The sequence below is a fragment of the Paracoccus sp. SSJ genome (assembly GCF_030234105.1).
GTDB lineage: Bacteria > Pseudomonadota > Alphaproteobacteria > Rhodobacterales > Rhodobacteraceae > Paracoccus > Paracoccus denitrificans.
In genome coordinates, this window is the sequence record NZ_JASSPE010000010.1 from 1 (window position 1) to 22353 (window position 22353).

37 protein-coding genes are annotated in these 22353 nt (G+C 64.5%); 36 read left to right on the plus strand and 1 reads right to left on the minus strand.

Going from position 1 to position 22353, the window contains the following annotated elements:
* Positions 1 to 362, plus strand: a 362-nt coding sequence (locus QPR87_RS12370) for an EF-Tu C-terminal domain-related protein (protein WP_502921613.1), incomplete at its 5' end; no start/stop codon positions are given.
* Between the two features lie 183 nt (positions 363 to 545).
* Here QPR87_RS12370 and QPR87_RS12375 read toward each other — a convergent pair.
* Entirely contained in the window at positions 546 to 695 is a 150-nt protein-coding gene (locus tag QPR87_RS12375) for a hypothetical protein (RefSeq protein WP_285049696.1), read from the minus strand.
* 253 nt (positions 696 to 948) lie between these two features.
* Here QPR87_RS12375 and rpsJ point away from each other — a divergent pair, with 253 nt between their 5' ends.
* The 35 genes from rpsJ (at position 949) to QPR87_RS12550 (ending at position 22214) form a co-directional block, all read left to right on the plus strand.
* Positions 949 to 1257: a 30S ribosomal protein S10 gene (gene rpsJ, locus QPR87_RS12380; protein WP_010400227.1), complete on the plus strand. Its 309-nt coding sequence runs from the start codon at positions 949 to 951 to the stop codon at positions 1255 to 1257.
* Between the two features lie 10 nt (positions 1258 to 1267).
* Positions 1268 to 2005: a 50S ribosomal protein L3 gene (gene rplC / locus QPR87_RS12385; RefSeq protein ID WP_230998609.1), complete on the plus strand. Its 738-nt coding sequence runs from the start codon at positions 1268 to 1270 to the stop codon at positions 2003 to 2005.
* Positions 2005 to 2625: a 50S ribosomal protein L4 gene (gene rplD / locus QPR87_RS12390; RefSeq protein WP_011747102.1), complete on the plus strand. Its 621-nt coding sequence runs from the start codon at positions 2005 to 2007 to the stop codon at positions 2623 to 2625. The genes rplC and rplD overlap by 1 nt, the downstream gene beginning before the upstream one ends.
* A complete protein-coding gene (locus QPR87_RS12395; protein ID WP_011747103.1) occupies positions 2622 to 2918 on the plus strand; it encodes a 50S ribosomal protein L23 in 297 nt (98 codons plus the stop codon). The genes rplD and QPR87_RS12395 overlap by 4 nt, the downstream gene beginning before the upstream one ends.
* 95 nt (positions 2919 to 3013) lie before the next feature.
* Entirely contained in the window at positions 3014 to 3853 is an 840-nt protein-coding gene (gene rplB, locus QPR87_RS12400) for a 50S ribosomal protein L2 (protein WP_011747104.1), read from the plus strand.
* A 3-nt stretch (positions 3854 to 3856) separates the two neighbouring features.
* A complete protein-coding gene (rpsS, locus tag QPR87_RS12405) occupies positions 3857 to 4135 on the plus strand; it encodes a 30S ribosomal protein S19 (protein ID WP_010400236.1) in 279 nt (92 codons plus the stop codon).
* 5 nt (positions 4136 to 4140) lie between these two features.
* Positions 4141 to 4521, plus strand: coding sequence for a 50S ribosomal protein L22 (gene rplV / locus QPR87_RS12410; protein ID WP_011747105.1), 381 nt, complete (start codon positions 4141 to 4143; stop codon positions 4519 to 4521).
* A complete protein-coding gene (gene rpsC, locus QPR87_RS12415) occupies positions 4521 to 5243 on the plus strand; it encodes a 30S ribosomal protein S3 (protein WP_011747106.1) in 723 nt (240 codons plus the stop codon). The genes rplV and rpsC overlap by 1 nt, the downstream gene beginning before the upstream one ends.
* 12 nt (positions 5244 to 5255) lie before the next feature.
* Positions 5256 to 5669: a 50S ribosomal protein L16 gene (gene rplP, locus QPR87_RS12420; RefSeq protein ID WP_011747107.1), complete on the plus strand. Its 414-nt coding sequence runs from the start codon at positions 5256 to 5258 to the stop codon at positions 5667 to 5669.
* A 189-nt stretch (positions 5670 to 5858) separates the two neighbouring features.
* A complete protein-coding gene (rpmC, locus tag QPR87_RS12425; protein WP_041529773.1) occupies positions 5859 to 6065 on the plus strand; it encodes a 50S ribosomal protein L29 in 207 nt (68 codons plus the stop codon).
* 12 nt (positions 6066 to 6077) lie between these two features.
* Positions 6078 to 6326, plus strand: coding sequence for a 30S ribosomal protein S17 (gene rpsQ / locus QPR87_RS12430; RefSeq protein WP_011747109.1), 249 nt, complete (start codon positions 6078 to 6080; stop codon positions 6324 to 6326).
* A gap of 63 nt (positions 6327 to 6389) precedes the next feature.
* The gene (gene rplN / locus QPR87_RS12435; protein WP_010400243.1) at positions 6390 to 6758 is read left to right on the plus strand and encodes a 50S ribosomal protein L14; all 369 of its coding nucleotides are present in this window, start codon (positions 6390 to 6392) and stop codon (positions 6756 to 6758) included.
* Positions 6758 to 7063, plus strand: coding sequence for a 50S ribosomal protein L24 (gene rplX, locus QPR87_RS12440; protein WP_011747110.1), 306 nt, complete (start codon positions 6758 to 6760; stop codon positions 7061 to 7063). The genes rplN and rplX overlap by 1 nt, the downstream gene beginning before the upstream one ends.
* Positions 7063 to 7623 carry a 50S ribosomal protein L5 gene (rplE, locus tag QPR87_RS12445; RefSeq protein ID WP_011747111.1) on the plus strand — a complete coding sequence of 187 codons (561 nt, stop codon included), beginning with the start codon at positions 7063 to 7065 and terminating at the stop codon, positions 7621 to 7623. Before rplX ends, rplE begins: the two co-directional genes overlap by 1 nt.
* A gap of 18 nt (positions 7624 to 7641) precedes the next feature.
* Complete coding sequence (gene rpsN / locus QPR87_RS12450) at positions 7642 to 7947, plus strand: 30S ribosomal protein S14 (protein ID WP_011747112.1); 306 nt, start codon at positions 7642 to 7644, stop codon at positions 7945 to 7947.
* 9 nt (positions 7948 to 7956) lie between these two features.
* Positions 7957 to 8355, plus strand: coding sequence for a 30S ribosomal protein S8 (gene rpsH / locus QPR87_RS12455; RefSeq protein ID WP_011747113.1), 399 nt, complete (start codon positions 7957 to 7959; stop codon positions 8353 to 8355).
* An 11-nt stretch (positions 8356 to 8366) separates the two neighbouring features.
* A complete protein-coding gene (gene rplF / locus QPR87_RS12460) occupies positions 8367 to 8900 on the plus strand; it encodes a 50S ribosomal protein L6 (RefSeq protein ID WP_011747114.1) in 534 nt (177 codons plus the stop codon).
* Positions 8901 to 8911: 11 nt separating this feature from the next.
* Entirely contained in the window at positions 8912 to 9271 is a 360-nt protein-coding gene (gene rplR, locus QPR87_RS12465) for a 50S ribosomal protein L18 (protein ID WP_011747115.1), read from the plus strand.
* A gap of 118 nt (positions 9272 to 9389) precedes the next feature.
* Positions 9390 to 9956, plus strand: coding sequence for a 30S ribosomal protein S5 (rpsE, locus tag QPR87_RS12470; protein WP_011747116.1), 567 nt, complete (start codon positions 9390 to 9392; stop codon positions 9954 to 9956).
* 12 nt (positions 9957 to 9968) lie between these two features.
* Complete coding sequence (gene rpmD / locus QPR87_RS12475; RefSeq protein ID WP_011747117.1) at positions 9969 to 10157, plus strand: 50S ribosomal protein L30; 189 nt, start codon at positions 9969 to 9971, stop codon at positions 10155 to 10157.
* Positions 10158 to 10286: 129 nt separating this feature from the next.
* On the plus strand, positions 10287 to 11009 hold the full coding sequence (locus QPR87_RS12480; protein WP_285049717.1) for a hypothetical protein: 723 nt from the start codon (positions 10287 to 10289) through the stop codon (positions 11007 to 11009).
* 154 nt (positions 11010 to 11163) lie between these two features.
* On the plus strand, positions 11164 to 11649 hold the full coding sequence (gene rplO, locus QPR87_RS12485; protein ID WP_011747119.1) for a 50S ribosomal protein L15: 486 nt from the start codon (positions 11164 to 11166) through the stop codon (positions 11647 to 11649).
* 104 nt (positions 11650 to 11753) lie between these two features.
* The gene (gene secY / locus QPR87_RS12490) at positions 11754 to 13127 is read left to right on the plus strand and encodes a preprotein translocase subunit SecY (protein ID WP_011747120.1); all 1374 of its coding nucleotides are present in this window, start codon (positions 11754 to 11756) and stop codon (positions 13125 to 13127) included.
* 37 nt (positions 13128 to 13164) lie between these two features.
* Complete coding sequence (locus QPR87_RS12495; RefSeq protein ID WP_011747121.1) at positions 13165 to 13821, plus strand: adenylate kinase; 657 nt, start codon at positions 13165 to 13167, stop codon at positions 13819 to 13821.
* Positions 13822 to 13984: 163 nt separating this feature from the next.
* Positions 13985 to 14353, plus strand: a complete 369-nt coding sequence (rpsM, locus tag QPR87_RS12500; RefSeq protein ID WP_011747122.1) for a 30S ribosomal protein S13 — start codon at positions 13985 to 13987, stop codon at positions 14351 to 14353.
* Positions 14354 to 14364: 11 nt separating this feature from the next.
* Positions 14365 to 14754, plus strand: a complete 390-nt coding sequence (rpsK, locus tag QPR87_RS12505; protein WP_011747123.1) for a 30S ribosomal protein S11 — start codon at positions 14365 to 14367, stop codon at positions 14752 to 14754.
* 119 nt (positions 14755 to 14873) lie between these two features.
* Positions 14874 to 15890: a DNA-directed RNA polymerase subunit alpha gene (locus QPR87_RS12510; RefSeq protein ID WP_024844073.1), complete on the plus strand. Its 1017-nt coding sequence runs from the start codon at positions 14874 to 14876 to the stop codon at positions 15888 to 15890.
* A gap of 116 nt (positions 15891 to 16006) precedes the next feature.
* A complete protein-coding gene (gene rplQ, locus QPR87_RS12515) occupies positions 16007 to 16429 on the plus strand; it encodes a 50S ribosomal protein L17 (RefSeq protein ID WP_011747125.1) in 423 nt (140 codons plus the stop codon).
* A 349-nt stretch (positions 16430 to 16778) separates the two neighbouring features.
* Positions 16779 to 17390, plus strand: a complete 612-nt coding sequence (locus QPR87_RS12520) for an autoinducer binding domain-containing protein (protein ID WP_011747126.1) — start codon at positions 16779 to 16781, stop codon at positions 17388 to 17390.
* 67 nt (positions 17391 to 17457) lie between these two features.
* Positions 17458 to 18048 carry an acyl-homoserine-lactone synthase gene (locus QPR87_RS12525; protein ID WP_011747127.1) on the plus strand — a complete coding sequence of 197 codons (591 nt, stop codon included), beginning with the start codon at positions 17458 to 17460 and terminating at the stop codon, positions 18046 to 18048.
* Between the two features lie 61 nt (positions 18049 to 18109).
* A complete protein-coding gene (locus QPR87_RS12530) occupies positions 18110 to 19438 on the plus strand; it encodes a replication-associated recombination protein A (protein ID WP_285049727.1) in 1329 nt (442 codons plus the stop codon).
* A complete protein-coding gene (crcB, locus tag QPR87_RS12535) occupies positions 19435 to 19809 on the plus strand; it encodes a fluoride efflux transporter CrcB (RefSeq protein ID WP_104491314.1) in 375 nt (124 codons plus the stop codon). Before QPR87_RS12530 ends, crcB begins: the two co-directional genes overlap by 4 nt.
* Positions 19806 to 20852, plus strand: a complete 1047-nt coding sequence (locus tag QPR87_RS12540) for an RluA family pseudouridine synthase (protein WP_285049729.1) — start codon at positions 19806 to 19808, stop codon at positions 20850 to 20852. Before crcB ends, QPR87_RS12540 begins: the two co-directional genes overlap by 4 nt.
* On the plus strand, positions 20849 to 21511 hold the full coding sequence (locus QPR87_RS12545) for an HAD-IA family hydrolase (protein ID WP_285049730.1): 663 nt from the start codon (positions 20849 to 20851) through the stop codon (positions 21509 to 21511). Before QPR87_RS12540 ends, QPR87_RS12545 begins: the two co-directional genes overlap by 4 nt.
* Complete coding sequence (locus QPR87_RS12550; RefSeq protein ID WP_285049731.1) at positions 21504 to 22214, plus strand: ATP12 family chaperone protein; 711 nt, start codon at positions 21504 to 21506, stop codon at positions 22212 to 22214. The genes QPR87_RS12545 and QPR87_RS12550 overlap by 8 nt, the downstream gene beginning before the upstream one ends.
* The last annotated feature ends 139 nt before the right edge of the window (positions 22215 to 22353 follow it).

The following is a 22353-nucleotide window of genomic DNA, read 5'->3' on the forward strand; positions in this document are numbered from 1 at the left end:
TCGGCGCGCTGCTGCGCGGTGTGGAGCGTGACGGCGTCGAGCGCGGCCAGGTCCTTGCGAAGCCCGGCTCGGTGACGCCGCATACCGAGTTCGAGGCCGAGGCTTACATCCTGACCAAGGAAGAGGGCGGCCGTCACACGCCGTTCTTCGCGAACTACCGTCCGCAGTTCTACTTCCGGACGACGGACGTGACGGGGACGGTGAAGCTGCCGGAAGGCACCGAGATGGTGATGCCTGGCGACAACCTGAAGTTCGAGGTGGAGCTGATCGCTCCGATCGCGATGGAAGAGAAGCTGCGCTTCGCGATCCGCGAGGGCGGCCGCACGGTCGGCGCCGGCGTGGTGTCGAAGATCCTGAAGTGATCCGTCAGGATCACGGAAGGGTCCCGAGACGCGCTGCAAGCTCCGTGTCGAAGATCCTGAAGTGATCCGTCAGGGGCGGCGGCCCAAGGCCGCGGCCCCGCCAGGAACCATCGGGTGATCCCGCAAGGGATATCGCGATGACAGGGCCGCTCCAAAAGGAGCGGCCTTCGCCGTTGGCAGATCTCAGTCCGGGTAGACGAACCGCACCGATTTCAAACGTCGCTCATGGCGTTCGTCGGGGTGCCCTGCATCGGCAAGCGACCACAATATTTCCTTGGGGGCCCACACCCTCAGCGGGGCGAACAGAATGGCGATAATCGTCACCTGGGCCATACCCCCATGCAAGGCGATGCCCGGGTTCCGGGCGGAACGACAGCAGAGATCAAGGCAAGGAGGCCAGACCCCCTTGACGTGCCGGGCCTGCTCGTGCATGTAGCCGCATCGCTGCCGATCTTTCCAGAATCGGTTGCCTTATGCCGGGCCGCCATATCATGGGGCGGCCTGCTCTTGTTTATACGGTTCGACGCTGGTGGTGCGTGGTGTGTCGTCAGCCTCTCAACTTGAGTTCCCCGCAAGAGGGATGAGAATGCAAAGCCAGAATATCCGCATCCGGTTGAAGGCGTTCGATTACCGCGTCCTGGATGCCAGCACGCAGGAAATCGTGAACACCGCCAAGCGCACCGGCGCGCAGGTCCGCGGCCCGATTCCGCTGCCCAACAAGATCGAGAAATTCACCGTTCTGCGCGGTCCGCATATCGACAAGAAATCCCGCGACCAGTGGGAAATCCGCACGCACAAGCGCCTGCTGGACATCGTCGATCCGACCCCCCAGACCGTTGACGCCCTGATGAAGCTCGACCTCGCCGCCGGCGTGGATGTCGAGATCAAGGTGTAAGGAGGCTATCATGCTGCGGACTGGTGTTATCGCCAAGAAGCTGGGCATGACCCGGCTGTTCCTGGAAGACGGGCGTCAGGTGCCCGTCACCGTTCTGCACGTCGACAACGTGCAGGTCATCGCTCAGCGCACCGCCGAGAAAGACGGCTATGTGGCGCTGCAGCTCGGCGCGGGCGAGGCGAAAGCCAAGCGCACGACCGCCGCGCTGCGTGGCCATTTCGCCAAGGCGAATGTCGCGCCCAAGCGCAAGATCGCGGAATTCCGCGTCTCGCCCGAGAATCTGGTCGAAGTGGGCGAGGAAATCGTCGCCGACCATTACTTCGAAGGCCAGTATGTCGACATCGCCGGCACCTCGATCGGTAAAGGCTTTGCCGGTGCGATGAAGCGGCACAACTTCGGCGGTCTGCGCGCCTCGCACGGCGTGTCGATCAGCCACCGCTCGCACGGCTCGACCGGCCAGTGCCAGGACCCCGGCAAGGTGTTCAAGGGCAAGAAGATGGCGGGTCACCTGGGTGCGGTGCGCGTCACCACCCAGAACCTGCAGGTCGTCAAGACCGATGCCGAGCGTGGCCTGATCATGGTCAAGGGTTCGGTCCCGGGTTCGAAAGGCGGCTGGGTCACCATCAAGGACGCCGTGAAGAAGCCGCTGGCCGAAAGCACCGTTTTCCCGGCTGCGACCCGTTCGAAAGCTGTCCAGGCCGAGGCTGCCGCCCCTGCCGAGGCCGCCGCGCCCGAAGGAGACAACTGATGAAACTCGACGTTATCACGCTCGATGCCGGCAAGGCCGGGGACATCGACCTGAGCGATGACATCTTCGGGCTCGAGCCGCGTGCGGACCTCCTGCATCGCGTCGTGCGCTGGCAGCGTGCGAAGGCGCAGGCGGGCACCCATTCGGTGCTGGGCAAGTCGGATGTCAGCTACTCGACCAAGAAGATCTATCGCCAGAAAGGCACCGGCGGCGCCCGTCACGGCAGCCGCAAGGCTCCGATCTTCCGTCACGGCGGCGTCTACAAGGGTCCGACCCCGCGCTCGCACGCCTTCGACCTGCCCAAGAAGGTCCGCGCGCTCGGCCTGAAGCATGCGCTGTCGGCCAAGGCCGCCGCGGGTGAACTGGTCGTCGTGGACAGCCTGAACATCGCGGAAGCCAAGACCGCGGCCGTCGCCAAGGCGGTCAAGGAAAACGGCTGGAAGCGGGTCCTGGTGATCGACGGCGCCGAGGTGAACGAGAACTTCGCCCGTGCCGCCCGCAACCTGGAAGGCGTCGACGTGCTGCCTTCGATGGGTGCCAACGTCTATGACATCCTGCGCCGGGATACGCTCGTGCTGACCCGCGCCGGTGTCGAAGCTCTGGAGGCTCGCCTGAAATGAGCGTGAAACCCGAACATTACGACGTGATCGTCAAGCCGATCATCACCGAGAAGGCGACGCTGGTTTCCGATGCCAACGCCTATGTCTTCGAAGTGGCCAAGGATTCGAGCAAGCCGGCGATCAAGCAGGCCGTCGAGGCCCTGTTCAACGTCAAGGTGAAGGCGGTCAACACCACCATCACCAAGGGCAAGACCAAGCGTTTCCGCGGCCGCCCCGGCGTCCGTTCGGACGTGAAGAAGGCCTATGTGACGCTGGAAGCTGGCAACAGCATCGACGTCTCGACCGGCCTCTGATAAGAAGCCGACGAATCGACGGCCCCGGCAGCGGGGCCGTCGCCTTTTGACTGAAACGGACCACCTCAGGTCCAAAGCAACGGAAGACAGAAAGCATGGCACTCAAGTCGTATAAGCCGACGACGCCTGGCCAGCGGGGGCTGGTTCTGATCGACCGTTCGGAGCTTTGGAAAGGGCGCCCGGTCAAATCCCTCACCGAGGGGCTGACCAAGAACGGCGGCCGGAACAACACCGGACGGATCACGATGCGCCGCAAGGGCGGCGGGGCGAAGCGTCTCTATCGCATCGTCGATTTCAAACGCACCAAGTTCGATGTTTCGGCGACGGTCGAGCGGATCGAATACGATCCCAACCGCACCGCCTTCATCGCGCTGATCAAATACGAAGACGGCGAGCAGGCCTATATCCTGGCCCCGCAGCGTTTGGCGGTGGGCGACAAGGTGATCGCCGGCGCCAAGGTCGACGTGAAGCCCGGCAACGCCATGCCCTTCAGCGGCATGCCGATCGGCACCATCGTCCACAACGTCGAGCTGAAGCCCGGCAAGGGCGGCCAGATCGCCCGCTCGGCCGGCACCTATGCCCAGTTCGTCGGCCGCGACGGCGGCTATGCCCAGATCCGCCTGTCTTCGGGCGAGCTGCGCCTGGTCCGCCAGGAATGCATGGCCACCATCGGCGCCGTGTCGAACTCGGACCACTCGAACCAGAACTTCGGCAAGGCTGGTCGCAACCGTCACAAGGGCATCCGCCCGAGCGTGCGCGGTGTCGCCATGAACCCGATCGACCACCCGCATGGCGGTGGTGAGGGTCGGACTTCGGGCGGCCGTCACCCGGTCACCCCCTGGGGCAAAGGCACCAAGGGCACCAGGACCCGCTCGAATAAATCGACCGACAAGTATATCTTGCGGTCGCGTCACGCGAAGAAGAAGGGGCGTTGATCCATGGCACGTTCTGTTTGGAAGGGCCCCTTTGTCGACGCCTATGTGCTTCGCAAGGCCGAGAAAGCCCGCGAGTCCGGCAAGTCGGACGTCATCAAGATCTGGTCGCGTCGTTCGACCATCCTGCCGCAATTCGTCGGCCTGACCTTTGGCGTCTATAACGGCCAGAAACACATCCCGGTCTCGGTGACCGAGGAGATGATCGGCCAGAAGTTCGGTGAATATTCGCCGACGCGGACCTATTACGGTCACGCCGCCGACAAGAAAGCGAAAAGGAAGTAAGCGTCATGGGTAAGGAACAGAATCCGCGCCGCGTGGCGGAGAACGAGGCGTTTGCGAAGACCAAGATGCTTCGCACCTCGCCGCAGAAGCTGAACCTGGTTGCGGCGATGATCCGCGGCAAGAAGGTGGACAAGGCCCTGGCCGACCTGACCTTCTCGTCCAAGCGCATTGCGGGCGATGTCAAGAAATGCCTGCAATCGGCCATCGCCAATGCCGAGAACAACCATAACCTCGACGTGGACAACCTGATTGTCGCAGAGGCCTGGGTCGGCAAGAACCTGGTCATGAAGCGTGGCCGTCCGCGCGCCCGTGGTCGTTACGGCAAGATCATGAAGCCGTTTTCGGAAATCACCATCAAGGTGCGTCAGGTCGAGGAGCGCGCGTAATGGGTCAGAAGGTAAACCCCATCGGGATGCGTCTCCAGGTCAACCGCACCTGGGACAGCCGCTGGTATGCGGATGACAAGGACTACGGCAATCTGCTGCTGGAAGACCTGAAGATCCGCGACTTCATCAAGAAGGAAGCGAAGCAGGCCGGCGTCAGCCGCGTCGTGATCGAGCGTCCGCACAAGAAATGCCGCGTGACGATCTATGCCGCGCGCCCGGGTGTCATCATCGGCAAGAAAGGCGCCGATATCGAGACCCTGCGCAAGAAGCTGGCGAACTTCACCGGTTCGGAACTGCACCTCAACATCGTCGAGGTTCGCAAGCCCGAACTGGACGCCCAGCTGGTGGCCGAGTCGATCGCCCAGCAGCTCGAGCGCCGGGTGTCGTTCCGCCGCGCCATGAAGCGTGCGGTGCAGAACGCCATGCGCATGGGTGCCCTGGGCATCCGGGTGAACGTGTCGGGCCGCCTTGGCGGCGCCGAGATCGCCCGCACCGAATGGTATCGCGAGGGCCGGGTGCCGCTGCACACGCTGCGCGCCGACATCGACTATGCGCTGTCGGAGGCCTCGACCCCCTACGGGATCATCGGCGTGAAGGTCTGGATCTTCAAGGGCGAGATCATGGAGCACGATCCGCAGGCCCGCGACCGCCGCGCCACCGAAGCGCAGGACGGCCCGTCGCCCCGCGGCCCGCGCCGTGATCGCGACCGCGACGCGCGCTAAGGAGAAGAAGCAATGCTGCAACCGAAACGGACCAAGTTCCGCAAACAGCACAAGGGCCGCATCCATGGCGAGGCCAAGGGCGGGTTCAACCTGAACTTCGGCTCCTACGCGCTGAAGGCCATCGAGCCCGAGCGCGTCACCGCCCGCCAGATCGAAGCGGCTCGCCGCGCGATCACCCGCCACATGAAGCGTCAGGGTCGGGTCTGGATCCGGATCTTCCCGGATGTGCCGGTTTCCTCGAAGCCGACCGAAGTGCGGATGGGTAAGGGCAAGGGTTCGGTGGATTACTGGGCCGCCCGCGTCCATCCCGGCCGGATCATGTTCGAGATCGACGGGGTGAACGATACCATCGCCCGCGAAGCGCTGCGCCTGGGCGCGCAGAAGCTGCCGGTGCTGACCCGCATCGTCGCGCGCGAAGACTGGTAATCGCCACCGCTTCCGGATTGCGCCCCGCCGCGAAAGTGGCGGGGCGCTGCATTTGCGGCGCCTCGGGACAATCGGGGTTGCCAAAAGCCGGGCAAGCCTGTATGGGCAAGCCTTCACATGAAACTCCACCGGAATCAGGGTGGCCCTGCATGGCAGGGGCTCTCCGGTGATGTTGAAAGGAAGAGGCGCATGAAAGCGCAGGAACTGAAAGACAAGACGCCTGATCAGCTGAAAGAACAGCTGCTCGCGCTGAAGAAGGAAGCGTTCAACCTGCGCTTCCAGCAGGCCACCGGCCAGCTCGAATCGACCGCCCGCATGCGCACCGTCCGCCGCGACGTGGCCCGTGTGAAAACCATTCTGAACCAGAAAGCGGCGGAAGCCGCGGCGTCGAATTAAGGAGCCCGGTCCATGCCCAAACGCATCCTGCAAGGCAAGGTCGTCAGCGACAAGAACGAACAGACCGTCACCGTCCTGGTCGAGCGTCGCTTCAAGCATCCGCTGCTGCACAAGACCGTGCGTTCGTCCAAGAAATACCGCGCCCATGACGCGGATAACCAGTTCAAGGTCGGTGACACCGTTCGCATCGTCGAATGCGCGCCGATCTCGAAGACCAAACGCTGGACCGTCCTGACCGAAACTGCTGAAGTTTCGGCCTGAGGCCCAGTTTAATCGATACCCTGGGGCCGGTGCTGCCGGTCCCCAAAGGTCGGGAGTAACCAAATGATCCAGATGCAGACCAATCTGGATGTCGCTGACAACTCCGGCGCACGCCGGGTGCAGTGCATCAAGGTTCTGGGTGGTTCGCACCGTCGCTATGCGTCGGTGGGCGACATCATCGTCGTCTCCGTCAAGGAAGCCATTCCGCGCGGTCGCGTGAAGAAGGGCGACGTCCGCAAGGCCGTCGTCGTGCGCACCGCGAAAGAAGTGAAGCGCGAGGACGGCACCTCGATCCGCTTCGACCGCAACGCCGCCGTCATCCTGAACAACCAGGGCGAACCCGTCGGCACCCGTATCTTCGGGCCGGTCGTGCGCGAGCTGCGGGCCAAGAACTTCATGAAGATCATCTCGCTTGCGCCGGAGGTGCTGTGATGGCTGCGAAGCTCAAGAAGGGCGACAAGGTCGTCGTGCTGACCGGCAAGGACAAGGGCAAGCAGGGCGAGATCTCTGCCGTGTTCCCGAAAGAGAACAAGGCCGTGGTCGATGGCATCAACATCGCCATCCGTCACCAGCGCCAGACCCAGACGAGCCAGGGCGGCCGCGTGGCGAAGGCCATGCCGATCGACCTGTCGAACCTCGCGCTGCTGGACAAGAACGGCAAAGCGACCCGCGTCGGCTTCCGTGAGGAAGACGGCAAGAAGGTCCGTTTCGCCAAGACCACGGGAGACGTGATCTGATGCTGGACCAAGCCACCTATACGCCGCGTCTGAAAGCGCAGTTTCGCGAGACGATCCGCGCCGCGCTGAAAGAAGAGTTCGGCTACAAGAACGACATGCAGATCCCGCGCCTGGACAAGATCGTCCTGAACATGGGCATCGGCGAGGCCGTCAAGGACACCAAGAAGGTCAAGCAGGGCGCCGAGGAGCTTTCGCTGATCGCGGGTCAGAAGGCCGTCATCACCAAGGCCAAGAAGTCGATCGCCGGCTTCCGCGTCCGTGAAGAGATGCCGCTGGGCTGCAAGGTCACCCTGCGCGGCGACCGGATGTATGAGTTCCTGGATCGCCTGATCAACATCGCGCTGCCCCGCGTCCGCGACTTCCGCGGCGTGAAGGGCTCGGCTTTCGACGGCCGCGGCAACTATGCCATGGGCCTGAAGGAGCATATCGTGTTCCCGGAAATCAACTTCGACAAGGTCGACGAAGTTCTGGGGATGGACATCATCATCTGCACCACCGCGCGGACCGACGCGGAAGCGAAGTCGCTGCTGAAGGCATTCAACATGCCGTTCAACAGCTGATCGCGGAGGGAAGAAGATATGGCTAAGAAATCCATGGTCGAGCGCGAGAAGAAGCGCGAACGTCTGGTTCAGAAATACGCCGCCAAGCGCGCCGCGCTGAACGAGATCATTCACGATCAGTCCCTGCCGATGGAAGAGCGCTTCAAGGCCAGCCTGAAACTGGCTGAACTGCCGCGCAACTCTTCGGCCACGCGTCTGCACAACCGGTGCCAACTGACCGGCCGTCCGCACGCGTATTACCGTAAACTGAAACTGTCGCGGATCATGCTGCGCGAGCTCGGCTCGTTCGGCCAGATCCCCGGCATGGTCAAATCGAGCTGGTAAGGGGGCAATATGTCGATGAACGATCCGCTCGGCGATATGCTGACCCGCATCCGCAACGCTCAGATGCGCGGCAAGTCGACCGTCCGTACGCCGGGCTCCAAGCTGCGTGCTTGGGTTCTGGACGTGCTGAAAGCCGAAGGCTACATCCGCGGCTATGAAGAAGTGACGACCGAAGCCGGTCACAAGGAACTGGAAATCAGCCTGAAGTATTACGAAGGCACTCCGGTCATCCGTGAACTGGCCCGTGTGTCCAAGCCTGGCCGCCGCGTCTATGCCGGCGCCAAGGAACTGCCGCAGGTCCGCAACGGCCTCGGTGTCTCCATCGTCTCGACGCCGAAGGGCGTCATGTCTGATGCAGCGGCTCGCAGCGCCAATGTCGGCGGCGAAGTCCTCTGCACCGTGTTCTAAGGAGGGCAGAGATGTCTCGGATTGGTAAAAAGCCGGTCGCCCTCCCCAAGGGCGTGACCGCGGAGATCAAGGGCCAGACCATCGAGGTCAAGGGTCCGAAAGGCACCCGCAGCTTTACTGCGACCGACGACGTGACGCTGGCCATCGAGGAGGGCGCCGTCAAGGTGACCCCGCGCGGCCTGTCGAAACGCGCCCGTCAGCAATGGGGCATGACCCGCTCGATGGTCGAGAACCTGACCGTCGGCGTCAGCGAAGGCTTCAAGAAAGAGCTGGAGATCCAGGGCGTCGGCTACCGCGCCCAGATGCAGGGCAAGACCTTGAAGCTCGCGCTGGGTTATTCGCATGACGTGAACTTCGAAACGCCGGAAGGCGTGACCATCTCGGCTCCGAAACAGACCGAGATCGTGGTGGAAGGCATCGACCAGCAGCTGGTCGGCCAGGTCGCCGCGAACATCCGCGAGTGGCGCCGCCCCGAGCCCTACAAGGGCAAGGGCATCCGCTACAAGGGTGAGGTCGTCTTCCGCAAGGAAGGCAAGAAGAAGTAAGGGGCGCAAAAATGGCACTGAACAAAAGAGAGCTGTTCCAGAAGCGCCGCCTGCGCGTGCGGAACAAGTTGCGGAAGATCTCGGACGGTCGTCCGCGACTTTCCGTCCACCGTTCTTCCAAGAACATCAGCGTCCAGGTGATCGACGACGTGAAGGGGGTCACCCTGGCCGCTGCCTCGTCGCTCGAAAAGGATCTGGGCGTCGTCGGCAAGAACAACGTCGAAGCGGCGGCCAAGATCGGCGCCGCCATTGCAGAACGCGCGAAGAAGGCCGGTGTCGAAGAGGTGATCTTCGACCGCGGCGGCTTCCTGTTCCACGGCAAGATCAAGGCGCTTGCCGATGCGGCCCGCGAGGGCGGCCTGAAGTTCTGACGATTGCGGGTGGCGATTGCGCCACCCCGATGATCCGGGGGCCGTTCGCTTGGACGGCGGCCCACCTGGATCGGCTTTAACGGCGCGAAGCGCGCGCCAGCGTATGAGGAAATGCCTTATGGCAGAACGTGAACACCGTCGGGGCCGCCGCGAAGAGCGCGAGGAAACCCCGGAATTCGCCGATCGTCTGGTAGCGATCAACCGCGTTTCGAAAACCGTCAAGGGCGGCAAGCGCTTCGGCTTTGCCGCTCTGGTGGTCGTGGGCGACCAGCGTGGCCGCGTCGGCTTCGGCAAGGGCAAGGCCAAGGAAGTGCCCGAGGCGATCCGCAAGGCGACCGAGCAGGCCAAGCGCAGCCTTATCCGCGTGCCGCTGCGCGACGGCCGCACCTTGCACCATGACATCGAGGGGCGTCACGGCGCCGGCAAGGTGATCATGCGCACCGCCGTTCCGGGCACGGGCATCATCGCCGGCGGCCCGATGCGTGCCGTGTTCGAGATGCTGGGCGTCCAGGACGTGGTGGCCAAGTCGCAGGGGTCGCAAAACCCCTACAACATGATCCGCGCCACCATCGACGGCCTCAAGAAGGAAGCCTCGCCCCGCAACGTCGCACAGCGCCGCGGCAAGAAGGTGGCCGAGATCCTGCCGTCCAACGACAAGCCGGCCGAAGCCGCCGTCGAAGCGTAAGGAGACAGGCATATGGCTAAAACCATCGTCGTGAAGCAGATCGGCTCGCCGATCCGTCGTCCGGCCATCCAGCGCGAGACGCTGAAGGGCCTGGGCCTGAACAAGATGAACCGCACCCGCGAGCTGGAAGATACTCCGGCCGTGCGCGGCATGGTCGCCAAGATCCCGCATCTGGCCGTCATCATCGAAGAGCGCGGCTGATTTCAGCCCCTCGCAGGATTTCGGAACGCCCCGGAGAGATCCGGGGCGTTTTGCTTTGCCGCGTTAACGCTTTGCTAACTGTTTCCCTTTAGCGAGAGGTGAACCGGGGGCGAGGGATGGGGGCGGAACATGCGCGGCATTCTCTGCTGTCTGGCGGCGTTGGTGCTGTCTTCGGGCGCGCTGGCCGGGCCTTGGGCTCGCGATCCCGGCGGCTTCTTCGCCACGCTCTCGGTCGAGCGGGACCGGGCGGGGAACAGCCATGCCAGTGTTTACGGGGAATATGGGCTGAGTGCCGGCAACATGCTCGGATTCGACCTGGGCCACGGTAGTGCCGGGGAAAGCAGCCTGATGCTCTGGTGGCAGCGGGCGCTGTCGGGGAAGGGGCCGAACCGTCGCGCGGTTTCGCTGGGCCTTGGTGCGATCCGTCGCGACGGGCGCTATCACGCGATGGGGCAGTTCGGCACGGCCTGGGGCCGGGGGTTCGACAGCATTCCGCTGCTGCGCCGCATTCCCGGCGGCGGCTGGCTGGCAGTCGAAAGCCGCTCGAAACTCGCCATCGTGAGGCAGGAATACCCCGAGGAGCCGGACGTGATCTACGAGGATCCGACCTATCTGACGCCCCAGACCACGCACAAGCTGGACCTGACGCTGGGCTGGCATGCACGGGACAAGCTGATGCTGGTCAACCGGTTCCGGTTCGAGCAGCGCGACGATACCGGCCTTTCCGGCAAGCTGGCGGTCTCGGCCGTGCGCGATCTGGCTGGTCCGGCGAAGCTGGAACTGGGTGTGATCGCACCGTTAGCAGGCGAGGGCGAACTGGCGCTGAGACTGGGCAGCTGGCTGGAATTCTGACGCCACCGCCCGCCCGGCCTTGCCAGCTTGACCCCGAGAGGCGCAGCCGGTAGAAGCCGCCGGTGTCCCTTGGGATACTGACGACTCAACAAGCAAGAAATGCCGTGTCCGCCCCCTTCGCTTCATGGGGCGCTTCCGGCCAAGGAGAAGCGATATGAAACTGCATGAACTGCACGACAATCCCGGCGCCAACCGCAAGAAAAAGCGCGTTGCACGCGGCCCCGGCTCGGGCAAAGGCAAGACCGCCGGCCGTGGTATCAAGGGCCAGACCTCGCGTTCGGGCGTGGCGCTGAACGGCTATGAAGGCGGCCAGATGCCGCTTTATCGCCGCCTGCCCAAGCGCGGCTTCTCGAAGCCGAATCGCCTGGAATTCGCGGTGGTGAACCTGGGCCAGCTGCAAGCCTTCGTGGACGCGGGCAAGCTGGACGCGAAAGCCGACGTGACCGAGGATGCTCTGGTCGCCGCCGGCGTCATCCGCCGCAAGCTGGACGGCGTGCGCGTGCTGGCCAAGGGCGAGATCAAGGCTGCGCTGAACCTGTCCGTGGCCGGTGCGTCGAAGGCCGCCGTCGAGGCCATCGAGAAGGCCGGCGGCAAGATCACCGTCAGCCGCCCGGCCAAAGAAGCAGCCGCGGCCGAATAAGCTGTTGAAGGGCGCGCCCGCGCCCCATAGATAGCTGTCAAGTTTTCCAGGCGCCGCGGGATCGGGAAACGATCCGGCGGCGCTGCCACGAAGGGGCACGAAGCATGGCGTCAGCCGCAGAACAGATGGCCGCGAACCTTTCCTGGGGCGCGCTCGGCAAGGCGACCGAGCTGCGCCAGAGAATCTGGTTCACCCTCGGACTTCTCATCATCTACCGCCTCGGCACTTATATCCCGGTGCCCGGCATCGACGGCGCCGCGCTGCGCAACTTCATGGACCAGGCGCAGGCCGGCATCGGCGGCATCCTGTCCATGTTCACCGGCGGCGCGCTGGGACGGATGGGCGTCTTTGCGCTCGGCATCATGCCCTATATCTCGGCCTCCATCATCGTGCAGCTGCTGGCCTCGATGGTCCCGGCGCTGGAGCAGATGAAGAAAGAGGGCGAGCAGGGCCGCAAGAAGATCAACCAGTACACCCGCTACGGCACGGTGGCGCTGGCGCTGTTCCAGGCCTGGGGCCTTGCCGTCAGCCTGGAGCACGGCAACCTCGCGCATGAGCCGGGGATGTTCTTCCGCGCCTCGGTGGTGATCACGCTGGTCGGCGGCACCATGTTCCTGATGTGGCTGGGCGAGCAGATCACCGCCCGCGGCATCGGCAACGGTATCTCGCTGATCATCTTCGTCGGCATCGTGGCCGAGATCCCCGGCCACCTGGCGCAATTCCTAGCCCAGGGCCGCTCGGGCGCCGTCTCGACGCCGGTGATCCTGGGCGTGATGATCATGGTCGCCGCGGTGATCGCCTTCGTGGTGTTCATGGAACGCGCCCTGCGCAAGATCCATATCCAGTATCCGCGCCGCCAGGTCGGGATGAAGGTCTATGACGGCCAGTCGTCGCATCTGCCGATCAAGGTGAACCCGGCGGGGGTGATCCCGGCGATCTTCGCCAGTTCGCTGCTGCTCCTCCCGGTGACGATCTCGACCTTCTCGGGCAACCAGACCGGCCCGATCATGTCGACGGTCCTGGCCTATTTCGGTCCCGGCCAGCCGCTCTACCTGCTGTTCTTCGCGGCGATGATCGTGTTCTTCACCTATTTCTACACCTACAACGTCAGCTTCAAGACCGAGGACGTGGCCGAGAACCTGAAGAACCAGGGCGGCTTCATTCCCGGCATCCGCCCGGGCAAGCGGACCGAGGATTACCTGACCTATGTGGTGACCCGGGTGCTGGTGATCGGTTCGGCCTACCTGGCCTTCGTCTGCCTGCTGCCCGAGATCATCCGCGACCAGCTGGCGATCCCCTTCTACTTCGGCGGAACCTCGGTGCTGATCGTGGTCAGCGTCGTCATGGACACGATCAACCAGGTGCAAAGCCACTTGCTCGCCCATCAATACGAAGGTTTGATCGAAAAATCGCAATTGCGCGGCAAGCGTGGCAAGACTGGGGCGGCCAAGCCCCGCAAGGCCCCGGCACGTCGCTGAGGGAAACCCACCATAAGGGTAGGAGAGGGACGACGACATGGCGATCAACATCATTCTGCTGGGCCCGCCCGGCGCAGGCAAGGGCACGCAGGCTCGGCGTCTGATCGACGAGCGCGGTCTCGTCCAGCTCTCGACCGGCGACATGCTGCGTGAGGCGCGCAGCTCGGGGACCGAGATGGGCAAGCGCGTGGCCGAGGTGATGGACCGGGGCGAGCTGGTGACGGACGAGATCGTCATCGGCCTGATCCGCGAAAAGCTGGGGCAGGGCGGCAAGGGTTTCATCTTCGACGGTTTCCCGCGCACGCTGGCGCAGGCCGACGCGCTCCAGGCGCTGATGGCCGAGATGGACCAGCGCATCGACGCCGTGATCGAGATGCGGGTGGATGATGCCGCGCTGGTGTCGCGTATCTCGGGCCGCTTCACCTGCGGCAATTGCGGCGAGGTCTATCACGACGTGACCAAGCCGACGAAGGAGCCGGGCAAATGCGACGTCTGCGGCTCGACCGACCTGCGCCGGCGCGCCGATGACAATGAGGAAAGCCTCAAGACCCGGCTGATGGAATATTACAAGAAGACCTCGCCGCTGATCGGTTACTACTATGTCAAGGGCAACCTGAACCCGGTCGACGGCCTGGCCGAGATCGACGAGGTGGCGGCCCAGGTCGCGAAGGTGATGGACAAGATCCCCGCCTAGGCTTGACCTCGGGCTGCGAATCCCTTAATTCGCAGCATCTCGCAAGAGAATCACCCGGATGTTCCGGGGATCGCTTCAAGGCCCGAAGGCATGGCTTTCGGGTCTTTGGTTGTGAAAAAAGGTTCCGGCGCTACGGAACCGCAACATGGAAAAGGAAAAACGCGTGGCTCGTATTGCTGGCGTCAACATTCCGACCGGGAAACGCGTCCCGATCGCACTGACCTATATCCACGGGATCGGCTCGAAATTCGCCGACGAGATCGTCTCCGCCGTCGGCATCGAGCCGACCCGCCGCGTGAACGAACTGTCGGATGCCGAAGTCCTGCAGATCCGCGAATATATCGACGCGAACCTGACCGTCGAAGGCGACCTGCGCCGCGAGACGCAGATGAACATCAAGCGCCTGATGGACCTGGGGTCCTATCGCGGGCTGCGCCATCGTCGCGGCCTGCCGGTCCGCGGCCAGCGCACCCACACCAATGCCCGCACCCGCAAGGGCCCGGCGAAGCCCATCGCCGGCAAGAAGAAGTAAGGGGAACGGACATGGCACGCGATAAAACCCGTATCAAGCGCAAGGAACGCAAGAACATCGCCACCGGCGTGGCGCATGTGAACTCGTCCTTCAACAACACCAAGATCCTGATCTCGGACGTGCAGGGCAATGCGATCTCCTGGTCGTCGGCCGGCACCATGGGCTTCAAGGGCTCGCGCAAGTCGACCCCCTATGCTGCGCAGATGGCCGCCGAAGACGCCGGCAAGAAGGCGCAGGAACACGGCGTCCGCACGCTGGAGGTCGAGGTTCAGGGTCCCGGTTCGGGCCGCGAATCGGCGCTGCGTGCGCTGGCCGCCGTCGGCTTCAACATCACGGCGATCCGCGACGTGACCCCGATCGCGCATAACGGCTGCCGCCCGCCGAAACGCCGCCGGGTCTGATCGGTCAAGAATTTGACGCGTTCCGCGCGGGCTTTCCGCGCGGGGCGCGCTTTTCGCATTTCACCTCGGGCGTTTCCGACCACCGGTCATGGGTCGGAAACTGGTATGGAGGCAAACGCATGATCCACAAGAATTGGGCTGAACTGATCAAGCCGACCCAGCTTGAAATCAAGCCGGGCGCCGATTCGTCCCGCGTGGCCACCGTCGTCGCGGAACCGCTGGAACGCGGCTTCGGCCTGACGCTGGGCAATGCGCTGCGCCGGGTGCTGCTGTCCTCGCTTCAGGGCGCGGCCATCACTTCGGTCCAGATCGACAACGTGCTGCACGAGTTCTCGTCCGTCCCCGGCGTGCGCGAGGACGTGACCGACATCGTCCTGAACCTCAAGGGCGTGACGCTGAAGATGGACGTCGATGCGCCCAAGCGCCTGACGCTTTCGGCCAAGGGGCCGGGCGAGGTCAAGGCGGGCGACATCCAGGAATCCGCCGGCATCACCATCCTGAACCGCGACCATGTCATCTGCCATCTCGACGAGGGGGCGGAGCTGCACATGGAACTGACCGTCGCCAACGGCAAGGGCTATGTCGCCGCCGACAAGAACCGTCCCGAGGACGCGCCCATCGGCCTGATCCCGATCGACGCCATCTTCTCGCCGGTCAAGCGCGTCAGCTACGAAGTCACGCCGACCCGCGAGGGACAGGTGCTGGACTATGACAAGCTGACCATGAAGGTCGAGACCGACGGTTCGCTGACCCCGGAAGACGCCGTGGCCTATGCCGCGCGCATCATCCAGGACCAGCTTTCGGTTTTCGTCAACTTCGACGAGCCGGAAACCGCCACCCGCTCGGATGCCGAGGACGGGCTGGAATTCGATCCGCGCCTGCTGAAGAAGGTGGACGAGCTGGAACTGTCGGTGCGTTCGGCGAACTGCCTCAAGAACGACAACATCGTCTATATCGGCGACCTGATCCAGAAGACCGAAGCCGAGATGCTGCGCACTCCGAACTTCGGCCGCAAGTCGCTGAACGAGATCAAGGAAGTGCTGTCCGGCATGGGCTTGCACCTTGGCATGGATGTCGTGGACTGGCCGCCGGAAAACATCGAAGACCTGGCCAAGCGTTTCGACGACCAGTTCTGAACAGGAATACCGGGGACGCCGCCCGCGTCCCCGGAAGATCGGGCATCCCGCCCCAAGGAGAGCGGCCCGCACGCATGGGCTGCCGGACAAAGCAAAAGACGTGAAGGAGAAACATCATGCGTCACGCCCGCGGCTATCGCCGTCTGAACCGCACCCACGAGCACCGCAAGGCGCTTTTCGCCAACATGGCCGGCTCGCTGATCGAGCATGAGCAGATCAAGACCACCCTGCCCAAGGCCAAGGAACTGCGCCCCATCGTCGAGAAGCTGATCACGCTTGCCAAGCGCGGCGATCTGCACGCTCGCCGTCAGGCTGCCGCCCAGTTGAAGCAGGACAGCCATGTCGCGAAACTGTTCGACGTGCTCGGCGCCCGCTACAAGGACCGCCAAGGCGGTTATGTTCGCATCATGAAAGCCGGTTTCCGTTATGGCGACATGGCTCCGATGGCGATCATCGAATTCGTCGAGCGCGACACCAGCGCCAAGGGTGCCGCCGACCGCGCCCGCCTGGAAGCCGAATCGGCCGCCGACGAATCGTAAGAAATTTAACCCTTTCTTAGGGTTAAGCGATGGTATGGGCCCGCAGCCGCGTTCGTGGCTGCGGGCTTTTTTGCAACAGTTCGAAACTCTGCCGGTCGCGTTCCGAATGAATCAAACGGCTCTTTTTCCATCACTGGTTGTCCCGCGCAGAAGAAAACACACGGGAATTGCAGCGGGTGAGGGCTGCTTGCACTTGGGGGCAAAAGGCGGGTAAAGCTAGTCGTGCCTTCGGGTTGACCCGACGGCATTCCGAAAAACGTCGCTCGCAAGCACGGTATTGCTTGAATACCCTGAGAACCGTGCCATTTTTCCTGGTAACCCGAAGAAAACGCAATCTGTCCAAAAAGTCATGTCGTCTCGCGCGGAAATCAATGCAGCACTCGCCAAGTTGAAAAAGCTTGCTCCGGCAGGCTATTTCATCGGGCTGCACATTCGTTTCGCTGCACCGCTGATGCAGTTCCAGACCTATAACAAGGAATGGGCCCAGCGCTATTCCGAACGGGCCTATGCCTTGCGCGACCCCACCATCGCCTGGGGCTTTTCGACGACCGGGGCCTGCCGCTGGAGCGTGCTGCCGATTCCCGACCCGTTTTCGATTCTTCAGGATGCGGCGGATCACGGCCTGCACTATGGCCTGGTCGTCGCGCATGGGCCGATCAAGTCGCGCACCATCGCAGCATTTGCCCATGACAAGCGGGAATTCACGGATGACGAGATCGACGTGATCTCGGCAACGCTACGACGGCTTCACGAGATTACGGAGCCGCCGGAGAGCCTGACGAAGGCTCAGCAAGAGGCCCTTCGGTGTATCGCAGAGGGGGATCGTCATGCAGCGGCGGCTGCCAAGCTTGGCATAACGGAAAGCGCATTCAAGGCACGTCTCATCTCGGCGCGCGAACGACTCATGGCGCGCACGACGGCCGAGGCGCTGCAACGGGCCAAGGATTACCGCTTGCTGTAATACGGTCCGTCCGCCGTTGCGGTTTACACCTGGGGGCCACCACCACCAAGAACCCCAGGAGAAGACCATGCAGACCACCACACTTTCCTTCGCCAACCTTCACAATCACGGCGAGCTGTTCGCGAATATCTTCCGCGCCCGCAAGCAAAGCTTCATCGTCCAGAAGCGCTGGAACCTGCCCCAGACGGACGACATGGAGTTCGACCAATACGACACCCCGATGAGCCGCTGGGTGGCGATCCATGAAAACGGCCGGGTTCTGGCCGGCGTGCGGCTGACCCCCACCACGGCGCGCTGTGGCATGTATTCCTATATGATCCGCGATGCCCAGCTCGACCTTCTGGGCGGCTCGATCCCGCAGAACCTGCTGGACGAGCCGGCGCCGGTCGAAGCCGGGACCTGGGAGGCCAGCCGGCTGTTCGTCGACCACACGATCCCGCAGCGGGAACGCCGCCGGGTGCATTTCAACCTGGTTGCCGAGATGACCAATTCGGCGCGTGAGCTTGGCGCCTCGCGCCTGGTTTGCCTGGTCGCCTCGACCTGGCCGCGCTGGCTGGTGCCCTGCGGTCTGGACGCACAGGCCATGGGCCCGGTGGTCTGGATCGACGATGGCTATTTCCAATGCGTCTCGATCAACCTGGCGGCCAAGATGCACTGATGGGCCGCTTTGGGTGGAGGGCCTTTCGCGCGTGATGCGGGCGGCGTAACATGTCGCCCGCATGGCAGACCTTTTCGACACCGCGCCCCCTTCGGGCGATCCTGCGCGCCCGGTGGCGCGTCCCTTGGCCGACCGGATCCGTCCGGCCCGGCTGTCCGATGTCGTCGGCCAGGACAAGGTGCTTGGCCCCGACGGCCCACTGGGCGCCATGCTGGGCGCCGGCAGCCTGTCCTCGCTGATCCTTTGGGGTCCGCCCGGGGTCGGCAAGACCACCATCGCCCGGCTCCTCGCACAGGAGACCGACCTGGCCTTCGTGCAGATCTCGGCGATCTTTTCGGGCGTGCCCGAGTTGCGCAAGGTCTTTGACGCCGCCCGCCTGCGCGGCCAGCAGGGCCGCGGCACTCTGCTTTTCGTCGATGAGATCCACCGCTTCAACAAGGCGCAGCAGGACAGTTTCCTGCCGCATATGGAGGACGGCACCATCACCCTGGTCGGTGCCACCACGGAGAATCCCAGTTTCGAACTGAACGCGGCCCTTTTGTCCCGCGCCCAGGTCATCGTGCTGGAGCGGCTGGGTCTGGCCGATCTGGAGCGTCTGGCGCAACGCGCCGAGCAGGAGTTGGGCCGGGCTCTGCCGCTGACCGCCGAGGCGCGCGACCGGCTTCTGGAGATGGCGGATGGCGACGGCCGCACGGTGCTGAACCTGATCGAGCAGGTCATGGCCTGGAAGGTCAAGGACAAGCTGGACCCCGAACAGCTGGCGCAGCGGCTGATGCGGCGCGCGGCGAAATACGACAAGTCGGGGGATGAGCATTACAACCTGATCTCGGCCTTGCACAAATCGGTGCGCGGCAGCGACCCGGATGCGGCGCTTTACTGGCTGTCGCGCATGCTGGAGGGCGGCGAGGATCCGCGCTATCTGGCTCGCCGCCTGACCCGCATGGCGATCGAGGATATCGGTCTGGCCGACCCGGCGGCGCAGCGCCACTGCCTGGACGCCTGGGCGCTTTACGAACGGCTGGGCAGCCCCGAGGGCGAGCTGGCGCTGGCGCAGGCCACCATCTATCTGGCGCTGGCGCCGAAATCCAACGCCGGCTATGCCGCCTACAAGGCGGCGCGCGACCTGGCGCGGCGTTCGGGCAGCCAGATGCCGCCCAAGCATATCCTGAACGCGCCCACCGGGCTGATGTCGGAACAGGGCTATGGCGCCGGCTATCGTTACGACCACGATGCCGAGGACGCCTTTTCGGGGCAGAACTATTTCCCCGACGGCATGAAGCGCCCGGTCTTCTACCTGCCCGTCGAGCGCGGATTCGAGCGCGACCTGAAAAAGCGCGTTGAATGGTTCGCCGGGCTGCGTCAGAAGCGGCGGACAGAGGACAAAGCATGAAACACACTTTCCTTCAGGTCGCGCTGGGTGGGGCCTTGGGTTCCGCGGCGCGCTATGGGGTCAATATCCTGGCCGGGCGGCTGACCCCCGGCTTTCCGCTGGGCACGCTGAGCGTGAACATCGCCGGCTGCCTGGCCATGGGGCTGCTGGCGGCGTTGCTGGCGCATCGGGGCGGGCAGCATCTGGCGCCTTTCCTGCTGACCGGGATGCTGGGCGGCTTCACCACGTTCTCCGCCTTCGCGCTGGACACCATGACCCTGTGGGAACGGGGCGAGATGGCCACCGCGCTTGGCTATGTGCTGGGCTCGGTCGTGCTGTCGCTGGCGGCGGTGATCGCCGGGCTGACCGTCGGTCGGGGGCTTTTCGCATGAGCGGCGTGCAGACCATCCGCGTCGGCGAGGACGAGGGCGAACAGCGCATCGACCGCTGGCTGAAGAAGCGGTTTCCGCAACTGACCCAGGGCGCGGTGGAAAAGATGTGCCGCACCGGCCAGCTGCGCGTCGATGGCGGCCGGGTCAAGGCCAATACCCGCATCGAACCCGGGCAGGAGGTGCGCGTGCCGCCGCTGCCCGAGGGCGCGCCGCCGCCCGCCGCGCCGAAAGCGTCGGTGAAGCAATCCGACGCCGAGATGATCCAGTCCTGCGTTCTGTGGCGCGACGAGCATATTATCGCACTGAACAAGCCGCCGGGCCTGCCCTCGCAGGGTGGCTCGGGGCAGGGCGACCGGCATGTGGACGGGCTGACCGCGGCCTTGATGTTCGGCTACAAGGACCGGCCCAAGCTGGTGCATCGGCTGGACAAGGACACTTCGGGCGTGCTGCTGCTGGCGCGCACCGACCGGATCGCGCGCGCGCTCAGCGAGGCGTTCCGCCACCGCCTGACCCGCAAGATCTATTGGGCCGCCGTGGCGGGCGTTCCGCATCCGCGCATGGGCTCGATCAAATACGGGCTCGTGAAGGCGCCGGGCCGGGGCAGGGGCGGCGAGGGCGAAAAGATGATGGCGGTGCATCCCTCGGCCGTCGCTGCGACCGAGGGCGCCAAGCGTGCCCATACCGACTATGCCGTGCTGGATGCCCTGGGCGGCCGGGTCAGCTGGGTGGCCATGGTGCCGGTCACCGGCCGCACCCACCAGCTGCGCGCCCATATGGCCGAGATCGGCCATCCCATCGTCGGCGACGGCAAATACGGCGGCTCTGGGCAAGAGAACCTGGGCGACGGCTGGGGCGCCCAGCTTGGCGGAGAGATCAGCCGCAAGCTGCACCTGCACGCCCGCATGATCCGCTTCGAGCATCCGATCACCAAGAAGCTGATCACCGTCACCGCGCCCTTGCCCGAGCATATGGCGCGCACCTGGAAGACGCTGGGCTGGTCGGAGAACGACGTGCCCGAAGACCCCTTTGCCGAGACAGCATGAAACTGGTCATCTTCGACATCGACGGCACGCTGGTCGACAGCCAGCACGAGATCACCCAGGCGATGAACCAGGGCATGAGCGTCGCCGGCCTGCCCGAGATGGAGCCCGCGCGCATCCTGTCCATCGTCGGCCTGTCGCTGCCGGTCGCCGTGGCGCAGCTGTTGCCCGGCGCGGGCCCCGACCTGCATGAGCGCGTCGTGGCCGGCTATCGCGAATCCTTCATCGCCTCGCGCGCGGCGGGGGCGCTGCCGCCGCTTTATCCCGGCGCGCTGGAATGCCTGGACGCGCTGGCCTCGCGGGACGAGGTGCTGTTGGGCATCGCTACCGGCAAGCCGGCGCGGGGGTTGGCGGCGATCCTGGATGCGCATGGGCTGACGCGGCGCTTCATCACGCGGCAATCGGCGGACGGCCATCCGTCCAAGCCGCATCCGGCCATGCTGGAAAGCGCGCTGTCGGAAACCGGCGTGCCGGCCGCGCGCGCGGTCATGGTGGGCGATTCCACCTTCGACATGGAAATGGCGCGGGCGGCCGGCGTGGCCGGCTTCGGCGTCGGCTGGGGCTTTTGCCCGGTCGAGGAACTGCATGCGGCCGGCGCCCATCTGATCGCGCCGGATTATCCCGCGCTGACCCGCGCACTGCTGGAGTGGGCCGATGAGTGAATGGAAGGCGCGCCGTTTCTGGGCATCCGTCGGGATCCACAAGGAAGAGGGCGGCTGGGCCGTTCTTCTGGACGAGCGTCCCCTGCGCACGCCGGGCAAGCAGCCGCTGCGCCTGCCGACCGAGGCGCTGGCGCTGGCCATCGCCGAGGAATGGCAGGCGGTGCAGGAGGTGATCGACCCCAATGCCATGCCGCTGACCCGCGCGGCCAATTCCGCCATCGAGAAGGTGGCGCCGCAATTCGACGCGGTGGCGGCGATGTTGGGCGATTATGGCGGCACGGACCTGCTGTCCTATCGCGCCGACGCGCCCGAGGCGCTGGTGCGCGCCCAGGCCGAGGGCTGGGATCCGCTGATCGACTGGGCGGCGACCGAACTGCGGGCGCCGCTGCGCATCACCCATGGCGTGATCCCGGTGCCGCAGGATCCGGTCGTTCTGCTGAAATTGCGGGCAGAGGTCGCATCGCTCGATCCCTTCGGGCTGACGGCGCTGCACGATCTGGTGACTCTGCCGGGCTCGCTGATCCTGGGGCTGGCGGTGATTCGGGGGCGGATCGACGCGCCGACCGCCCATGCCCTGTCCCGGATTGACGAGGAATTTCAGGCAGAACGCTGGGGCCGGGACGAGGAGGCCGAGGCGCAGGCCGCAGGCCGTCTGGCCGCGATGCGCGATTCTGAGCGGTTCTGGCATCTCACCCGCGGCTGACGGACGCGTTTTGGTTCTTTCTTGACGCATCGGCCTCCATCGGCACAATGCCGCTTATGGGGGCATAAATGCTCCTTGCTCAAACGGGCTCGCCAACGGGCCTTGCATTGGCTCATTCCTGGACGAGTCCGGGAACAAC

Excerpts from the sequence above, each read along its gene's own strand:
- QPR87_RS12375 (WP_285049696.1), bottom strand. The coding sequence starts at position 695 with ATGGCCCAGGTGACGATTATCGCCATTCTGTTCGCCCCGCTGAGGGTG.
- rpsJ (WP_010400227.1), top strand. The coding sequence starts at position 949 with ATGCAAAGCCAGAATATCCGCATCCGGTTGAAGGCGTTCGATTACCGC.
- rplC (WP_230998609.1), top strand. The coding sequence starts at position 1,268 with ATGCTGCGGACTGGTGTTATCGCCAAGAAGCTGGGCATGACCCGGCTG.
- rplD (WP_011747102.1), top strand. The coding sequence starts at position 2,005 with ATGAAACTCGACGTTATCACGCTCGATGCCGGCAAGGCCGGGGACATC.
- QPR87_RS12395 (WP_011747103.1), top strand. The coding sequence starts at position 2,622 with ATGAGCGTGAAACCCGAACATTACGACGTGATCGTCAAGCCGATCATC.
- rplB (WP_011747104.1), top strand. The coding sequence starts at position 3,014 with ATGGCACTCAAGTCGTATAAGCCGACGACGCCTGGCCAGCGGGGGCTG.
- rpsS (WP_010400236.1), top strand. The coding sequence starts at position 3,857 with ATGGCACGTTCTGTTTGGAAGGGCCCCTTTGTCGACGCCTATGTGCTT.
- rplV (WP_011747105.1), top strand. The coding sequence starts at position 4,141 with ATGGGTAAGGAACAGAATCCGCGCCGCGTGGCGGAGAACGAGGCGTTT.
- rpsC (WP_011747106.1), top strand. The coding sequence starts at position 4,521 with ATGGGTCAGAAGGTAAACCCCATCGGGATGCGTCTCCAGGTCAACCGC.
- rplP (WP_011747107.1), top strand. The coding sequence starts at position 5,256 with ATGCTGCAACCGAAACGGACCAAGTTCCGCAAACAGCACAAGGGCCGC.
- rpmC (WP_041529773.1), top strand. The coding sequence starts at position 5,859 with ATGAAAGCGCAGGAACTGAAAGACAAGACGCCTGATCAGCTGAAAGAA.
- rpsQ (WP_011747109.1), top strand. The coding sequence starts at position 6,078 with ATGCCCAAACGCATCCTGCAAGGCAAGGTCGTCAGCGACAAGAACGAA.
- rplN (WP_010400243.1), top strand. The coding sequence starts at position 6,390 with ATGATCCAGATGCAGACCAATCTGGATGTCGCTGACAACTCCGGCGCA.
- rplX (WP_011747110.1), top strand. The coding sequence starts at position 6,758 with ATGGCTGCGAAGCTCAAGAAGGGCGACAAGGTCGTCGTGCTGACCGGC.
- rplE (WP_011747111.1), top strand. The coding sequence starts at position 7,063 with ATGCTGGACCAAGCCACCTATACGCCGCGTCTGAAAGCGCAGTTTCGC.
- rpsN (WP_011747112.1), top strand. The coding sequence starts at position 7,642 with ATGGCTAAGAAATCCATGGTCGAGCGCGAGAAGAAGCGCGAACGTCTG.
- rpsH (WP_011747113.1), top strand. The coding sequence starts at position 7,957 with ATGTCGATGAACGATCCGCTCGGCGATATGCTGACCCGCATCCGCAAC.
- rplF (WP_011747114.1), top strand. The coding sequence starts at position 8,367 with ATGTCTCGGATTGGTAAAAAGCCGGTCGCCCTCCCCAAGGGCGTGACC.
- rplR (WP_011747115.1), top strand. The coding sequence starts at position 8,912 with ATGGCACTGAACAAAAGAGAGCTGTTCCAGAAGCGCCGCCTGCGCGTG.
- rpsE (WP_011747116.1), top strand. The coding sequence starts at position 9,390 with ATGGCAGAACGTGAACACCGTCGGGGCCGCCGCGAAGAGCGCGAGGAA.
- rpmD (WP_011747117.1), top strand. The coding sequence starts at position 9,969 with ATGGCTAAAACCATCGTCGTGAAGCAGATCGGCTCGCCGATCCGTCGT.
- QPR87_RS12480 (WP_285049717.1), top strand. The coding sequence starts at position 10,287 with ATGCGCGGCATTCTCTGCTGTCTGGCGGCGTTGGTGCTGTCTTCGGGC.
- rplO (WP_011747119.1), top strand. The coding sequence starts at position 11,164 with ATGAAACTGCATGAACTGCACGACAATCCCGGCGCCAACCGCAAGAAA.
- secY (WP_011747120.1), top strand. The coding sequence starts at position 11,754 with ATGGCGTCAGCCGCAGAACAGATGGCCGCGAACCTTTCCTGGGGCGCG.
- QPR87_RS12495 (WP_011747121.1), top strand. The coding sequence starts at position 13,165 with ATGGCGATCAACATCATTCTGCTGGGCCCGCCCGGCGCAGGCAAGGGC.
- rpsK (WP_011747123.1), top strand. The coding sequence starts at position 14,365 with ATGGCACGCGATAAAACCCGTATCAAGCGCAAGGAACGCAAGAACATC.
- QPR87_RS12510 (WP_024844073.1), top strand. The coding sequence starts at position 14,874 with ATGATCCACAAGAATTGGGCTGAACTGATCAAGCCGACCCAGCTTGAA.
- rplQ (WP_011747125.1), top strand. The coding sequence starts at position 16,007 with ATGCGTCACGCCCGCGGCTATCGCCGTCTGAACCGCACCCACGAGCAC.
- QPR87_RS12520 (WP_011747126.1), top strand. The coding sequence starts at position 16,779 with ATGTCGTCTCGCGCGGAAATCAATGCAGCACTCGCCAAGTTGAAAAAG.
- QPR87_RS12525 (WP_011747127.1), top strand. The coding sequence starts at position 17,458 with ATGCAGACCACCACACTTTCCTTCGCCAACCTTCACAATCACGGCGAG.
- QPR87_RS12530 (WP_285049727.1), top strand. The coding sequence starts at position 18,110 with ATGGCAGACCTTTTCGACACCGCGCCCCCTTCGGGCGATCCTGCGCGC.
- crcB (WP_104491314.1), top strand. The coding sequence starts at position 19,435 with ATGAAACACACTTTCCTTCAGGTCGCGCTGGGTGGGGCCTTGGGTTCC.
- QPR87_RS12540 (WP_285049729.1), top strand. The coding sequence starts at position 19,806 with ATGAGCGGCGTGCAGACCATCCGCGTCGGCGAGGACGAGGGCGAACAG.
- QPR87_RS12545 (WP_285049730.1), top strand. The coding sequence starts at position 20,849 with ATGAAACTGGTCATCTTCGACATCGACGGCACGCTGGTCGACAGCCAG.
- QPR87_RS12550 (WP_285049731.1), top strand. The coding sequence starts at position 21,504 with ATGAGTGAATGGAAGGCGCGCCGTTTCTGGGCATCCGTCGGGATCCAC.